This window comes from Arenibacter palladensis, from assembly GCF_900129275.1.
GTDB lineage: Bacteria > Bacteroidota > Bacteroidia > Flavobacteriales > Flavobacteriaceae > Arenibacter > Arenibacter palladensis.
Window position 1 is genome coordinate 107,895 of sequence record NZ_FQUX01000009.1, and the last position, 15,132, is coordinate 123,026.

General features: G+C 38.0%; 16 protein-coding genes and 1 other annotated feature. Of the genes, 6 read left to right on the top strand and 10 right to left on the bottom strand.

What is annotated here, in order from left to right; genetic code table 11:
• Position 1: 1 nt before the first annotated feature.
• The 6 genes from BUA60_RS19270 to BUA60_RS19295 all read right to left on the bottom strand — a co-directional run bounded on the left by BUA60_RS19270 (position 2) and on the right by BUA60_RS19295 (position 5,673).
• Complete coding sequence (locus BUA60_RS19270; protein WP_072864610.1) at positions 2-925, bottom strand: ABC transporter ATP-binding protein; 924 nt, start codon at positions 923-925, stop codon at positions 2-4.
• 632 nt (positions 926-1,557) lie between these two features.
• The gene (gene dnaJ, locus BUA60_RS19275; RefSeq protein ID WP_072864612.1) at positions 1,558-2,682 is read right to left on the bottom strand and encodes a molecular chaperone DnaJ; all 1,125 of its coding nucleotides are present in this window, start codon (positions 2,680-2,682) and stop codon (positions 1,558-1,560) included.
• A gap of 9 nt (positions 2,683-2,691) precedes the next feature.
• The gene (locus BUA60_RS19280; RefSeq protein ID WP_072864614.1) at positions 2,692-3,264 is read right to left on the bottom strand and encodes a nucleotide exchange factor GrpE; all 573 of its coding nucleotides are present in this window, start codon (positions 3,262-3,264) and stop codon (positions 2,692-2,694) included.
• A gap of 145 nt (positions 3,265-3,409) precedes the next feature.
• Positions 3,410-4,372 carry a TIGR01777 family oxidoreductase gene (locus BUA60_RS19285; RefSeq protein WP_072864615.1) on the bottom strand — a complete coding sequence of 321 codons (963 nt, stop codon included), beginning with the start codon at positions 4,370-4,372 and terminating at the stop codon, positions 3,410-3,412.
• Between the two features lie 130 nt (positions 4,373-4,502).
• Positions 4,503-5,168 (bottom strand): tRNA (5-methylaminomethyl-2-thiouridine)(34)-methyltransferase MnmC2, encoded by a 666-nt coding sequence (gene mnmD / locus BUA60_RS19290; protein ID WP_072864617.1) that lies wholly within the window; start codon positions 5,166-5,168, stop codon positions 4,503-4,505.
• A 1-nt stretch (position 5,169) separates the two neighbouring features.
• Positions 5,170-5,673, bottom strand: a complete 504-nt coding sequence (locus tag BUA60_RS19295; RefSeq protein ID WP_072864618.1) for a DUF4920 domain-containing protein — start codon at positions 5,671-5,673, stop codon at positions 5,170-5,172.
• A 105-nt stretch (positions 5,674-5,778) separates the two neighbouring features.
• Between BUA60_RS19295 and BUA60_RS19300 the strand changes: the two genes are divergently transcribed.
• Positions 5,779-6,849, top strand: coding sequence for a branched-chain amino acid aminotransferase (locus BUA60_RS19300; protein ID WP_072864620.1), 1,071 nt, complete (start codon positions 5,779-5,781; stop codon positions 6,847-6,849).
• Positions 6,791-6,919, top strand: a sequence feature (ribosomal protein L10 leader region). It overlaps the preceding gene by 59 nt.
• Before the next feature lie 23 nt (positions 6,920-6,942).
• On the opposite strand, the gene BUA60_RS19305 is transcribed toward BUA60_RS19300, so the two are convergent.
• Complete coding sequence (locus tag BUA60_RS19305; RefSeq protein ID WP_072864621.1) at positions 6,943-7,332, bottom strand: pyrophosphohydrolase domain-containing protein; 390 nt, start codon at positions 7,330-7,332, stop codon at positions 6,943-6,945.
• A gap of 663 nt (positions 7,333-7,995) precedes the next feature.
• On the opposite strand from BUA60_RS19305, the gene crcB reads away from it, so the two are divergent.
• From crcB to BUA60_RS19330, 4 genes are all read left to right on the top strand, one after another.
• Positions 7,996-8,364, top strand: a complete 369-nt coding sequence (gene crcB / locus BUA60_RS19315) for a fluoride efflux transporter CrcB (protein ID WP_072864623.1) — start codon at positions 7,996-7,998, stop codon at positions 8,362-8,364.
• A gap of 295 nt (positions 8,365-8,659) precedes the next feature.
• Positions 8,660-8,998: a P-II family nitrogen regulator gene (locus BUA60_RS19320; RefSeq protein ID WP_072864625.1), complete on the top strand. Its 339-nt coding sequence runs from the start codon at positions 8,660-8,662 to the stop codon at positions 8,996-8,998.
• Positions 8,999-9,029: 31 nt separating this feature from the next.
• A complete protein-coding gene (locus BUA60_RS19325; protein WP_072864627.1) occupies positions 9,030-10,280 on the top strand; it encodes an ammonium transporter in 1,251 nt (416 codons plus the stop codon).
• Between the two features lie 115 nt (positions 10,281-10,395).
• Positions 10,396-11,460, top strand: coding sequence for an outer membrane beta-barrel protein (locus tag BUA60_RS19330; RefSeq protein WP_072864628.1), 1,065 nt, complete (start codon positions 10,396-10,398; stop codon positions 11,458-11,460).
• Positions 11,461-11,513: 53 nt separating this feature from the next.
• Here the strand turns inward: BUA60_RS19330 and BUA60_RS19335 are convergent, their stop codons facing one another.
• From BUA60_RS19335 to BUA60_RS19345, 3 genes are all read right to left on the bottom strand, one after another.
• The gene (locus BUA60_RS19335; protein ID WP_072864777.1) at positions 11,514-12,155 is read right to left on the bottom strand and encodes a DUF1684 domain-containing protein; all 642 of its coding nucleotides are present in this window, start codon (positions 12,153-12,155) and stop codon (positions 11,514-11,516) included.
• A gap of 376 nt (positions 12,156-12,531) precedes the next feature.
• The gene (locus BUA60_RS19340) at positions 12,532-13,944 is read right to left on the bottom strand and encodes an alpha/beta hydrolase family protein (RefSeq protein ID WP_072864630.1); all 1,413 of its coding nucleotides are present in this window, start codon (positions 13,942-13,944) and stop codon (positions 12,532-12,534) included.
• Positions 13,945-14,153: 209 nt separating this feature from the next.
• Positions 14,154-14,606, bottom strand: a complete 453-nt coding sequence (locus BUA60_RS19345) for an Lrp/AsnC family transcriptional regulator (RefSeq protein WP_072864632.1) — start codon at positions 14,604-14,606, stop codon at positions 14,154-14,156.
• A gap of 118 nt (positions 14,607-14,724) precedes the next feature.
• On the opposite strand from BUA60_RS19345, the gene BUA60_RS19350 reads away from it, so the two are divergent.
• Positions 14,725-15,117 carry a hypothetical protein gene (locus BUA60_RS19350; protein WP_031444683.1) on the top strand — a complete coding sequence of 131 codons (393 nt, stop codon included), beginning with the start codon at positions 14,725-14,727 and terminating at the stop codon, positions 15,115-15,117.
• Positions 15,118-15,132: the final 15 nt, after the last annotated feature.

Consider the following 15,132-nt stretch of genomic DNA (forward strand, 5'->3'; position numbering starts at 1 on the left):
ATTATTTGGATTGAACGGTTCTAATAAATATGTCGTTTGCCGATGGAATCGTCTCCATGAAATTATTGACATTTGCTTTACCCGACAAATGCGATAGAAAGGGGCCTGTATCATCAGAGGGCAATTTTACCGTAAAATTTAGTTGCGATCCACCGTCCACATATTCCGAAGATAGAATCTCGAATTTATCCTTTAGATCCTCCAAGAGTCCATTAGCACTTTGCAAACCTAGCCCTACCTTGTAAATATTATTTTTATACGCCTTTTTAATATCGCTAAGTTTACCATCCAATATTTTCTCCGATTTATGCACCAAGGCAATATACTCGCATAATTCCTCCACAGATTCCATTCGGTGGGTAGAAAAAATTATAGTAGTGCCCTTATCCCTTAATTGAAGGATTTCATCTTTAATAAGGTTGGCATTTATAGGATCAAAACCACTAAAGGGCTCATCAAAGATCAGAAGCTTTGGCTCATGCAAAACCGTAACAATAAATTGAATCTTTTGAGCCATACCCTTGGAAAGTTCCTGTATTTTTTTGTTCCACCAGTCTCCAATCTCCAATCTATCGAACCAATATTTTAACCTGATTTTGGCGTCGGACTTGGACAGTCCTTTTAGCTGGGCAAGATATAGTGCCTGCTCCCCTACTTTCATACTTTTATATAGTCCCCTTTCCTCTGGCAAATATCCAATCATTGCAATATGCTGGGCCTGTAAAGGCTTACCATCAAAGAAAATTGCCCCTTGATCCGGATAGATTATTTGATTAATTATACGTATCAAGGTGGTTTTCCCTGCTCCGTTGGGTCCTAACAGACCGTAGATACTATTTTTGGGAATTTCCAATGAAACTTTGTTGAGAGCTATATGGCTCCCAAACTGCTTGGAAACCTCATTAGCGACCAATATATTATTCATGCACGCAATTTCCCCAAAGATATATAATTGCGGCTGAAGAGATAGGCTGGAAATTTATAAATTATTCCTTTTTAAGGTTTTTTGCATGTTTTAACTTCGATCACTGTCGAAGGTGCGGTGCTTTACAAAATTCTGAAACTGGCTACACCAATAAACATAGAAATCAGAAGTTTTTAAAACTTCATGTATCGCCCAACATTACAGGATCCATACTAACAACCCTACCCATTGAACCCCTTCGGAGCCTGAAGACACCCCAACCAAGAGCTCCCGCCAAAAGGCGGGATTAGTTCAACCAGCCAGGTTCAATGCGCTCCTTCGGAGCCTGAAGACACTCCATTCTAGAGATCCCGCCAAGGGGCGGGATTAGTTCAACCATCCATTTTTAATGCGCCCCTTCGGGGCCTGAAGAGACTTCATTCTAGTGATCCCGCCAAAGGGCGGGATTAGTTCAACCATCCTTTTTTATTGCACCCCTTCGGGGCTTATAAAAACGGGGTTTCACTAAAAAACAAAACCCACCCTCAACGAATCAAGGATGGGAAAAAAAATTGCTATGAAAAAGAAAATAATATTGGTTTCCCAATATTATCTCAAATATACGTTTTTTATTTAAAACGATAATACCTATGCTAAGAGAACATATCCTTGACCTTTTCAAAGAAAGATTTATCCGATTTCTCGGGTCTAGGCTCAAAATTCTCGTTGTTCTGCATACGTTCGAAAAAATCTTTTTGCTCCTTGTTCAATTCCTTGGGCGTCCAAACATTTACGTGCACCAATAAATCTCCACTGCCATATCCGTTTAGACTGGTAATTCCTTTCCCTCTCAGTCTAAGTATTTTACCGGACTGTATCCCAGCTTCCAATTTAATCCTAACCTTACCACCTACGGCATCAATCTCTTTAGATGTACCTAAAACTGCTTCAGAAATACTGATATAAAGGTCATAATGAAGATTATCCCCTTCCCGCTTTAAAGTATCGTGCTCTTCTGTTTCAATGGCCACCAATAGATCCCCGGGAACTCCATTTCCAGGAGCATCGTTTCCTTTGTTGGGTACTTTTAACTGCATTCCTTCCTCTACCCCAGCTGGTATATTGATACTCACAGTTTCCTCGGAAACTTTTAATCCATTCGCATCCGCATCACTGGGCTTTTTATCAATAATTTGCCCACTGCCTCCACAGGTACTACAGGTAGCGGCTGTCTGCATTCTTCCCAGAATGGTATTGGTTATTTTGGTAACCTGTCCACGACCTCCACAGGTCCCGCAGGTCTGGTAGGTAACCCCTTCTGCCTGAACTTTTCTCCTTACTTTTATTTTCTTTTCAACACCATTGGCAATTTCCTCCAAAGTCAATTTAACCCTGATTCTTAAATTGCTACCCTTAACACGGCGTTGGCCACCGCCACCTCCAAATCCGGAAAAGCCACTAAAACCTCCACCGCCAAAAGCACCGCCAAAAATATCTCCGAACTGACTGAAAATATCATCCATGTTCATGCCACCGCCGCCAAATCCGCCGCCGCCCTCAAAGGCTGCATGGCCATATTGGTCATAGCGCGACTTCTTATTGGGGTCACTTAATACTTCATAAGCTTCGGCAGCTTTTTTAAACATTTCCTCCGCCTTGGCATCCCCAGGATTCTTGTCGGGATGGTACTCGATTGCCTTCTTGCGATAAGCCTTTTTTATTTCCGCCGCAGTAGCATTTTTACCAATGCCCAAGATGTCATAATAATCCTCCTTCATAAAATATTTTTAATTTCCAACAACCACTTTTGGATGGCGTATAATTTTGTCACCTAATTTAAAACCCATTTCAACCACATCCACTATTTTCCCCTTCAACTTCTTGTTTGGAGCGGGAATTTGTGTAATGGCATCATGTATTTCCGCATCAAAAGCATCTCCTTGCTTAACTTCAATTTCTTGAAGACCCTTACTTTTTAAGGTTTCCTTGAATTTATTGCTTATTAATTCTACTCCTTTGAACATTTCCTGATCCTCGGACTTGGAAATTTCCTTCAAAGCCCTGTCAAAATCATCAATAACGGGCAATAAAGACACTATAACTTCTTGACCGGCCGTTTTAAACAAATCCATTCTCTCCTTGGAAGTACGTCTTTTGTAATTCTCGAATTCTGCAAAAAGACGTAAAAATTTGTCTTTTTCTTTATTAAGATCTTCCTTCAATTGCTCTTCCAGGCTGAGTTCTTCGCTATTTCCCAAGTCTTCGCTTTCAGTAGATGAACCATCTTGTTCCAAATCTTGATTCTCTATATTGTTCAGAACATCATCTTCCATCTCTTCCGTTTTATTTTCGTTGCTCATTTAAAATACATTTATATACTTCCGATTTCAGATGGCAAAAGTACTGCCAATTCTTTAAAAATGTCATAATGTCATTAAACTTTATAAAAAAACATCCGCCAGTGGCGGATGTTCATTGTTTATAAAATAATTCTAATTGTTATTCCTAGGATATAAACTCATTGCGATAGAGTGCATCTGTTGCCGTTTGCCCTCCTTTATCCAAATAAATATTTTCCAAGGCCCTGCAGATATTGGGATATATAAAATCAAATCCCGAATCTTGAATTTTTTTACTACTTACACGCTGACTTGCAAATAGCAAATAGGACATTTCACCCAAAACCAAATGCATTACCGTTCTTGGAATATTGGGTAAAAACAATGGTCTGTCCAAAACTCTTGCTATTTCCTTGGTAAGCTTTACATTGGTCACCGGATTGGGCGCTACGGCATTATAAACCCCAGTTAGATCCCTTGAAATTACATGTAAAAATACGCGCCCAAGATCCTGTAGATGAATCCATGATTGCCATTGATTGCCCGATCCCATAGCAGCCCCAACGTAATATTTTACAGGCTTGGCCATTTCTGGCAAGGCCCCACCTTTATTGGACATCACCAATCCTATTCTAATCTTGGCAGTTTTAATATTTAATTTCTCAAAAGCATCTACCTCTTTCTCCCAGATAGATACCACCTCCCCCAAAAAACTATTATCCACTTCTTGTACATCTTCCCTGTAATACTGGGACAGGGAATTGGGGTATATCCCTATTGCCGAAGCAGAGACTATTGTTTTTATGCCATGGACTTTCACCTTGGATATAGCTTCCAACAAGGTCCTAAGGGATTTAACCCTACTGTTAAGAATCCTTTTTTTATTTTTTCTTGTCCATCTCTTGGAAATACTTGACCCTGCGAGATTGATAATTGTAGTTACCCCACTGAAGCAATTTGCATCTATTTCATTCTTATCCGGATTCCAGTAAAAGCCATTATAACCCGTCTGGGAAACGATTTTATCCTTATTGGTGGTCAAGTAATTAACCGAGATATTGTTTTGCTTGCACAATTTTACAATTTCACTCCCCACCAAACCCGTTGCACCTGTTACCAAAACCTTCATACCCTTGCTTTCTTTCTATCAACTTTGATATAAATATATGGGTTTTTAAGATTTAAATAGTTGACTTTAGTTTAGGTTTAACAGTACAAACCCTTTAGCTGTTAAGTAAACCATAATAATGTTGCAACTATTATGAAACCTTTAAGGCCCGTAGCATTTCCCTTTTCCCAGGAGGCCCTGGCAAACGCTCCACAACAAATCCTACAGCCTGCATAGCTCTCCTAACGCTTCCCTTTGCCGAATAGGTAACCAACACACCATCTTTTTTCAAGGCCCTGAACATTATGGCAAAAACTTCCTCTGTCCAAAGTTCTGGCTGAACCCTGGCACCAAAGGCATCAAAATAAATTAGATCAAACTGATCAACGTCTGCGATCTCCCTAAAATCGATCTGCTGTTTTATCAATGAAAAATTGGGTAATATTGGGTGTGATTGCCCCCAAGAAGTTTGGTGCATATTAAAAAAACATTGTTCCATATCCCCTGCATCCAATGCTTCTATATAATCCAATTGTTCCAGTTCTTCCCGAATAACGGGATAGGCCTCTATACCCTTATAAACTATATCCAAACCTCGCTTTTTAGATTCCAATAAGGTTATAAGTGCATTCAAGCCTGTTCCGAAACCTATTTCCAAAATAGATAATGGTTGGTCATGGAATAAGGACAAACCGTGCTTTATAAAAACGTGATAGGCTTCCTGAATAGCTCCATGCACCGAGTGGTACTGCTCGTTCCAATCCTCTATCTGAATGGTTTTGGAACCGTCCGCCGTGGTTATGATTTTCCTCTTCAAATTATTCTTTTATCAGTACTCCATCCGCCTCAAAGGCATATTTTGTTTCCGCATTGATTATAGCCGCAATTTCCTCATCCGATTTTCCCGCATCACGGGCATAATGTCTTTGATCCTTAACATTCATTTCTTCAACAAAGGCCAAACCGTTTACAATAACTTCTTTTCCAACAAGTTCCTTTGGCACAAAGAATCCATAGTCCTTAAATTTAACCATTGTTTCTTTGCCGTCCTCTAATTGCAACTTCATCCAACATCCTTTTACCTTGCATACCTCCGTTACCAGACCGGAAAACTTGGATGCCATTGTATCCTTTGTGGACATTTTTTCATAATTCCCACGCATTTCTGCACTGGTTAGCACATCGGCATCGGCAAAGTGGGTTCCAAAATAAGCATTCCCACCATCTATCTGGGATGCTTTGGCATTTACCAGTGGCTTATTTTGAGCCATACAGGCCGAAAACACCATAAAAGTCACAATCAAAATGTTAAATTGTCTCAAAATATTCAGAATTTATATCTCTTTACAAAACTGGGTATTTTTAGACGAAAAAAGAAGTACTACTAATGATATTTGCTTAATTTTATTGCTTTAAATCAGAATTGTATGCAAACTGTTTCAAATTCAATAGTAGTTGAGAAAGTTAAACACTCGAAAATTGATAAAGTAGATTTTAATAATTTATCGTTTGGAAAATATTTTACAGATCATATGATGGTCTGTGATTATAAGAATGGCGCATGGGAAGTACCAAAAATAGTTCCATATCAACCCATTACACTTGACCCATCCGCCAAAATATTTCATTACGGACAATCTGTTTTTGAAGGAATGAAGGCCTATAAGGACAAGGATCAAAATGTTTGGCTCTTCCGTCCTTTGGAAAACCAAAAGCGGATCAATATTTCGTCCAAAAGACTTGCCATGCCGGAATTCCCTGAAGATTACTTTATGGACGGCTTAAAAGCACTTTTAAAATTAGACCACAAATGGATCCCAACTGCCGAGGGAAGCTCCTTATATATTAGACCTTTTGTATTTGCCTCTGGATGCGGATTCCACGCTTCCCCCTCGGACGAATACAAATTTATTATTGCCTGTTCCCCATCGGCCTCCTATTTTGCAGGGAAGGTAAAGGTTTTGATAGAGGAGAAATATTCACGATCGGCCAATGGCGGTGTTGGTTTTGCCAAGGCAGGCGGTAATTACGCGGGACAGTTTTACCCAACGCAGTTGGCAGTGGAAAAAGGTTATAATCAAGTAATCTGGACAGACGACAACAACCACGAATACATTGAAGAGGCCGGGGCCATGAACATATTTGTTAGGATAAACGACACCTTGATTACCAGTCCTACAAGTGATAGAATATTGGATGGTATAACTAGAAAGAGCATTATAGACATTGCCAAGGACGAAAACATAGCAGTAGAGGTTAGGAAAATTACCGTAAAGGAAGTGGTCGAAGCCTCAGAAAATGGTAGTCTCAAAGAAATGTTCGGTGCAGGTACCGCCGCTGTAATTTCTCCTATTGCCACTTTTGGATACCAAGGAAAGGATTATGACCTTCCAGAATTAAAGGATAGTTATGCCTCCATACTAAAGAAGCGTATTACAGATATACAATACAATAAGGCCGAAGACAAATTTGGATGGAGATACAAGGTAGAAGTTTAATTAAAACTATTATCACATATTAAAAACTCCCCTCGTTTCTAGAAGACGAGGGGAGTTTTTTTGTCTTAATTGAGGCTTTTCAACAACTAAAGCCTACCTTTTATTTAGAATATCCACAATATTGGGCTTAAAATAATTTGGCCCCTTAAGCACTTTTCCATCCTCCCTATAAATTGGTTTACCATCTTCCCCCAATTTACTCATATTACTTCGCTGTATTTCCTCAAATACTTCCTCTATTTTATACTGCATGCCATGTTCCAAAATAGTTCCGCATAATATGTACAGCATATCACCAAGTGCATCTGCAACTTCAACCAAATCATTATTGTTTGCCGCTTCCAGATATTCCCTATTCTCCTCATCCATCAAATTAAAGCGAAGTAAATTCTTAGCTTCGCCCAAATTGGCCCTTACTTCTTTAGAAACACCCAACCCAAACGAATTATGGAACAATTCTACTGCATTAAGTTTACTTTTCATAATTGAAATTATTTAAGTTAGATTTGCGTAAAAATATAAATATGTTCAGTACGGGACAATTAATTTTTGCCGGGCTTTTTTTTGTTGCTTTTGTAGTAATCACCATATTTTCCTATCAAAAAGACAAAAAACTTCATAAAAAAAACTATAAGGGTGTTAAATGGGTAGGACTTTTCTTCACAATATTCATAGTAATTTTGTTTCTTATTAAGTTTTTCCTTAAAAATTAACATTATTTTTCACTTCGCCACAAAAAGAACCCTTCCGAATAACATTCCTGATTATTACATCGTTTAATATACGAAAAGACGTAATTTTGCGTTGAATAACTAAATCATTTAGTTGTATGGTAACTTTTTTCAGTATTTTATTAGTTCTTATTGGCATAAACGCATTGCTTTTTTTAGTCAGTTTTAACAGTAGTCCCAAAAAGAAAGAAAAGTCCGTCAAAAATATTTCAGAATCTACCACAGTAATCTTCCCCCTAGATTTAATTAACTCGAAATATAAGAAGGCAGTTTAATTCTTGTCTAAGGAAATTTATGCATCTTTACCTAAATACTATGTCAAAATAGTATTTACGATAACGCTATACCTATTATTAAGACCTTTGTATATGATAATTTTTATTTACTTTGAACAAGGAATAAAAACTATGTGTACATGAAGCAGTTTCTACTCGTCTTTCTTGGAGGGGGCCTAGGTAGTGGCTTACGGTTTTTAATAAGCAAAACTTTCAACAACACTTTTCACAATTTTTTTCTCGGCACTTTTATTGTCAATATAATAGGTTGCCTACTTATTGGTTTTATCCTAGGACTTTCACTTAAAAACAATTTCCTTACCAACAATCAGACATTATTATTAACCACAGGCTTCTGTGGTGGCTTCACTACTTTTTCCACCTTTGCCCTGGAACAACACTCCTTTTTAAAAACCGGGGACTTTGTCAACTTCACAACCTATACTCTTTCCAGTATCGTAATTGGAATCCTTGCAGTTGCTTTTGGATTCTGGTTTTCCAAGCTATAAGCTCCATCCAATTATTTTAACACACATAAAGCCCATCTACTTTTTTTGATGTAATTGGCCATTTTTCTGCATTATCAACAGCAAATCACCCAAAAAGACGCGATTTTTTCAGTTTTTGACCTTAACAAGTGTTAAAAGTTTTAACATATCAACATTATATTAAGTTTGAAACACTATACCCTTAAAATTTAAGGGGCATTTTTGTATAAAACGTAATTCTGACGCATATACCCCTCAAAAAATAGGGGTGTATTGAATTAATATATATTTTTGCTTCATAAATAATAAATCAATTATGAAAAAAATCGAGGCAATTATTAGGAAGTCAAAATTTGATGACGTAAAAAAAGCGCTACATCAAATTGGAGTAAACTTTTTTAGTTACTGGGACGTAACTGGAGTCGGAAATGAAAAAGAAGGGCATGTCTATAGAGGCATTTCCTATAGCACATCCGACATTCAACGTAGGTATCTTTCCATTGTAATATCGGACGATTTCTTGGAAACTACCGTAAACACTATTCTGGATACAGCATATTCAGGCAACGTAGGCGACGGTAAAATTTTCGTTTCCGAAGTTTTGGAAGCTTATCGAATCAGAACAAAGGAAAGCGGAAAAGCAGGAATCAACTAAAAAATTTAAGAACCAACAAACAAATAACAACATGGACGTAGGATTATTTACAGCAAATAACGTTTGGATGATGATATGTACGGCTCTCGTATTCTTCATGCATTTAGGGTTTTCTCTTTTGGAAATCGGACTAACCAGACAAAAAAACACAATTAACATTTTATTTAAGAACGTATTCATTATCTGTATAGGGTTACTCTTATATTATATAGGAGGATTTAACCTTATGTATCCTGGTGATTTCAATGGTTATCTTGGTTTTGCAGGATTCGGCATTGAAGCCCCAATATTACCAGATGGTAGTTTGGATCTTACCTATAGTGAAGGATACACGTATTGGACAGATTTTCTTTTCCAGGCCATGTTTGCCGCAACAGCTGCAACCATAGTTTCCGGAGCAGTAGCAGAACGTATTAAACTAGGTGGATTCATGATATTCACTATAATATACGTTGGTTTGGTTTATCCTATCGTAGGATCTTGGCAATGGGGTGGTGGATTCCTTTCCACTCTTGGTGGTGATGAAGGTGGTTTCCACGATTTCGCAGGATCTACATTGGTACACTCCGTAGGGGGATGGGCAGCTTTGATTGCCATATACATATTAGGACCAAGGATTGGCAAGTTTGGCGAAGATGGAAAACCAAATGCAATTCCTGGACACAATATTCCTTTGGCAGCAGCAGGAGTACTTATTCTATGGTTAGGCTGGTTCGGCTTTAACGGTGGATCAGTATTATCCGCGGATCCAGCTGGAACTTCTATAGTATTGGTTACTACTTGTTTGGCAGCTGCCGCAGGTGGAATAGGGTCTTTTATATTCTCTACGATACTTTACAAAAACTATGACGTTACCATGATGCTGAACGGTATTTTGGGTGGTTTGGTAGGAATTACTGCAGGAGCCGACCTAATGTCTCCCTTTGAATCCATTATTATAGGTCTTATAGCCGGTGTAGTTATTGTATTGGGTGTTGCCTTGATAGACAGATTAAAACTGGACGATCCGGTTGGAGCAGTAGCGGTACACTTAATCTGTGGTATCTGGGGTACTTTGGCCGTAGGGATCTTCGGAGTTAAGGCCGGTGTAACACAATTTTTATATCAATTGACAGGTGTGGCCGCTGCAGGTGTTTTCTGTTGCCTTACCGCATTTATCATTCTTTTCGCTATCAAGAAAACTTCTGGAATAAGAGTTTCCAAAGAAGAAGAATTGGAAGGATTGGATTTACATGAGCACGGAATGGATGCTTATGCCGACTTCAGAATGAACCAACACTAATATACACAACAAAAGGTAACGGAGCGTTTTGCAGAACGCTCCGTTTATAACCCTTTTTCATTACAACAACTCAATAATAAGCTAACATCCTTAAAAGGATATAAACAATTGAATTATGAAAACGATTATTTATACAAAATACGTAAAAAATTTACTATTACTTGCATTTGCCCTTGCCTCAACAGTAACTTTCGCGCAGGAAGAGGAAGAAGCTAAGAAATTTAGCCTAAGTGGAAGTGTGGATGCCTACTACAGAACCAACTTGAATGGTGATAACGGATTTGACGATGCTTCGGGCCTGCCTAATGCAGCTCCAGGATCTTCATTTGCCAACTTGCCTGGTTTTGCTTTGGGGATGGCCAATGTGATAGCCGCATATGAAGGCGAAGATGTTGGGTTTGTAGCCGACCTTGTTTTTGGACCTAGAGGAACAGATGCTATTTTTGCTTCTCCTTTATATTCAGCTACCGGGAATATTGTAAACCAATTATATGTATATTGGAATTTAAGCCCATCGGTTAAATTAACATTTGGTAACTTCAACACCTTCTTAGGTTACGAAGTAATATCTCCTGTTGCCAATTTCAACTACAGTACATCTTATTTGTTTTCTTATGGTCCTTTCTCCCATACCGGTTTGAAAGCAGACTTTACACTATCTGATGATTTTAGCCTTATGTTGGCCATCATGAACCCAACAGATCTAACCGAATTGAATCCTACCGAAAAATATGCTTTCGGAGCCCAATTGGGGTACAGCGGTCAATTCCTTAATTTCCTAGCGGATGACGGGGCGTTTGAAATTGACTTCACAGGTGGTTTCGATTTGTCTGATGAGTTCTTCTTGGGAATCAATGCAGCCCTTTACGACAATGACGATATTGGATTTGCTGGTGTAGCCCTATATCCACAATACGCTACTTCCGATAACTTCACCTTGGGATTAAGAGGTGAATATTTCGCAGAAACAGGAGACTACGGTGCTATTGGAACCGGAGTTGAAGATTCCAGTGTTTTCGCTGTAACGCTTACAGGTAGTGCCACTATAGGCAATTTAATAATCAAGCCTGAATTGCGTTTGGATAGCGCATCAGATGATTCCTTTAATTTCCTAGATTCGGATCTGGCCGCACAAAAGAGTTTATCCTCATTTGTACTAGCTGCCGTATACTCCTTCTAAATAGAATTGAGTTTATTATTTATAGCCCCGCTTAGAGCGGGGCTTTTATATTTTTAGTCCTTTTTAAACGCCTTTACCCCTGCCGCAATAGGAATATCCAATCTGTTCTGCTTGGGAACCAACGGACAGGAATATTTTGGATTGTAAGCACAATATGGATTATAGGCCTTATTAAAATCCAAAAGAATAGTATCTCCCTTAGGAATGGTCAAGTCTATATACCTACCCCCACCATAGGTTTCTTCCCCATTGGTAAGGTCCGCAAAGGGCAAAAACAAATAATCCCTATACTTGTCCTGTTGCATTAATTCCTGGTTCTGATAAACTTCCAGTTTATGGGTACGTCCATGTAGACTAAAAGTTATGATCCCAAATACAACCTCCTCTGTCTGTCTTTCTGTAGTGGTCGGCATCATAAAAGGCAAGGCCTCGGGTGTTCGGGTGAATTTTGCCATAATCCTAAAGGTAGTATCGGGCTCAAAAAAATCCAAAGAAGTAAAATCCTTTCTATACCTGTCCGGCAAGGGAGAGATTTCTGGATCTTTGAATTCCATGTTCATTTTTTTCTGGAATTGCATAATATCCTCCAAGGCTCCGGAGACATGTTCCTCCGTATTGTTTTGCTCCTGATCATGGTACCTTTTTTCCTTACAGCCCAGGGACAGTAAGAATAAAACCAAAATTAACTGCTTCATTTTCCTTCTTTTGGCATAAAAATACAACATCCATTTTTCTGAATAAAAGAATTTTGGACACCAACCCTAGCTATGGCTATTTTACAAAGTCAATTACCTTGGCACAAGCTACTTATACCCCTAAAGAAAACTACTGATTATGTTATAAAGCCCTCCTGAAAGGGAACGGGCGTGCAAGCGTCGAAGTATTCAAACCTATTGCTAGAGCAAATCCATAACTATTAACACAAGGTTTTTTACACAAATAAGATTCAATTTAAAAAATAGATACTCCTTTACTTTTCGGCAGCCATCAAATCTGATCTAAATCTGTGATATGGTCCATTCTTATGGCTTAAAGCTTTAAAAAAGATGTTATTTCCTCTATGGTACCAACTTATTCTTCAATGATGTCGTAACGGGCATCTTTTAAATATTTTGCCACAATTTCATTGAATTCCGGGGTAATGCGCAATAAAGCTGTGTTTTCCAAACTATATAATTCAGCTTTGTCCTTATACCCTTTCTTCAATAATTCCTCCAAATAAAAGAGGGAGGTTCCATAGTCTTCCATTTTAGCACTATTCGCTATTATTTTAAGGTAATAGCTATAATCCGTAGGGTCTGTTATGGTCTTTAGCATCCATAGTAGACTCAAGACATCTTGATCTACCTGACTTCCGGAATTAACTATGTCCAAATTATCTTCAATGAGCGCATTTACATAACCCAAAAGGCGTTTTCCCATTTCCCTTTCCGCCTCTATTTTACTGTTATCGTATTTCTTCAACTCACCCATTTGATAAATCCACCAACCCAAATTATTATAATTATAGGTCGCTAAATCCTCCTCCAAATAATATACATAATCCTCCTTAATAAATGACTCCTTCATTAAAGTGTTGTTCTCATTGCGTGTCATGGTTTTAAAAAGCTTATTCTTTCTAAGCTCCCGCTTTATTCTCTTAAGAGAATCGCTATCCTTCAGAACCCTATATACAGACATGACTTCATCCAATAAATTATCGGCCTGAATCAATCTGTTGGACCTGATCAAACGATTTATTTCCTCCAAATTTTGGGCATAAGTTTCATTTATATAAATTTCATCTTTCTCCGATTGCCCCTTCCCCATGGCAGACAAATTGAAAATTTCCAAGGCCTTTTCAAGATACTGGCTATTGGGCCATTCATGTCCCCCATTGAACACCAGCAAATGATTAGGAAATTTTAAACGCCCCATAAGGGACTTCCCTGCCAGCATTTCCGGATAGGCATAATCTTCCTTCCCTACAATTCCTATAAATTGAAATAAATTGTTCGTATCCAATATGTCCATATTGGGGTACACGGCGCCGCAGGAAATTACTCCCGAAATACCTTTTACAAAAATGGGTAGCACAGATGCAAATCTCGCACCGCTATCAAACCCGGCACTATAGGTTCTATTCTTTTGAATGGGCAAAAGTCTAATAATATCATTGAACATTCTTCCCGTGACCAGAATATTCTGGGAAGTGGATAAAGAATCATTTACATTGTTAGGTGCTGCTAGAATATAGCCTTGTTTCTCCGCTGCTTCCTGAAACATACGTACGGCCCTTTTACCTTGACCTTCCATATCAAAAACAAAAAGTATGGGCCAATTCCTATCCATTTCAAAGCTGGTAGGAAGAAATAGGGAATAACTTTCGGAAATGGAATCCTTTACAGGGATTGAATCGACAACGATACCTTTTTTCAAGGTCATCTGTTGTGAATTGCCCCATAAGCCAGCCCCAAGAAACAGAAATAATATAATTTTTTTCATAGAATTATTGTCATCAAATACCTAGCCAAATTAAAATAGTACTACAGCCACTCCTAAACACAATAGATACAAGTAATATTTCCCAAGAGTTATAAGACTTCCACATTTTTTTGCCTCCAGGCTTTACAATTCATTAAATTAAATAATAAAAATAAAGCACCAAAACTGCTTGACTCTTTTAATTTCAAATTTATATTACCCATGTATAATTAGACCTCTCTTTTTTTAATGGGAGCATTGGACACTACATCGGACAGAATAATATGGGTGCGTGTCTCCCCATATTGTATTAGCTTGTCTATAAATTTTTCCAAATGAAATTGATCCTTTAAGACCACAAGCATAATAATATTTTCATTACCTGTAATCCTATAACAATTAACTACCTCTTCGTAAGTGTTTACAATATCTAAAAAAGGCCGTAACTTTCCCATAAAGGCACGCAGCGTAATTATAGCTTTTAACTGATATCCGGTATGCGAATGGGACACAACAGCTTTGTATCCAGAAATAACCCCAATGTCTTCCATTTTCTTAACTCTTTCCGCAACGGCAGGGGGCGTTAAACCCACTTTCCTGCCAATATTGGCAAAAGATTCCCTGGCATTTTCCTGAAGTAATTTTAGAATCTTCCAATTAAGGACATCAATCTTTGTATTCAAAATAAAATGTATTAAAAATATTAACTTTCAATAGCTAAAATACAATTTTACTTTGTTATATAAACTCAATTTTACTAATTTCGACGTAATTTTATATAACAGAATTTGTCATAAAAAAATGCCTTACAAAAACTTAAGTACGATTCCGATTTATCGCAAATCCTTGGATCTTTTACAGATGAGCAGGGAAATTGCATCGTACCTATCCTATAACAAGGATCTTCTTAAGTTATACCAATCCAACAGCCATAGGGATATCATGGTAGATTCCTTATTAACCGATTCCATCTTGATTCCCCAACAAATTGAAGCAGCCGAGCGCTCAGAATGCTATGCTGCCAGAATGAGAAGCGCTACCTTTATCAATGTTATCATAAGAAATATAAGTTCTTATTGTACTGGTTTGGAAAAAGATGGTGTAAAGGAAAAGGAATATTTGAACCTTTTGAGGAGCGAAATTAAAAGTTTCAGAAGATTGTACAAAGTATGGCGACGATCTATTCGAAGCTAAACCTGCCCTTCTACT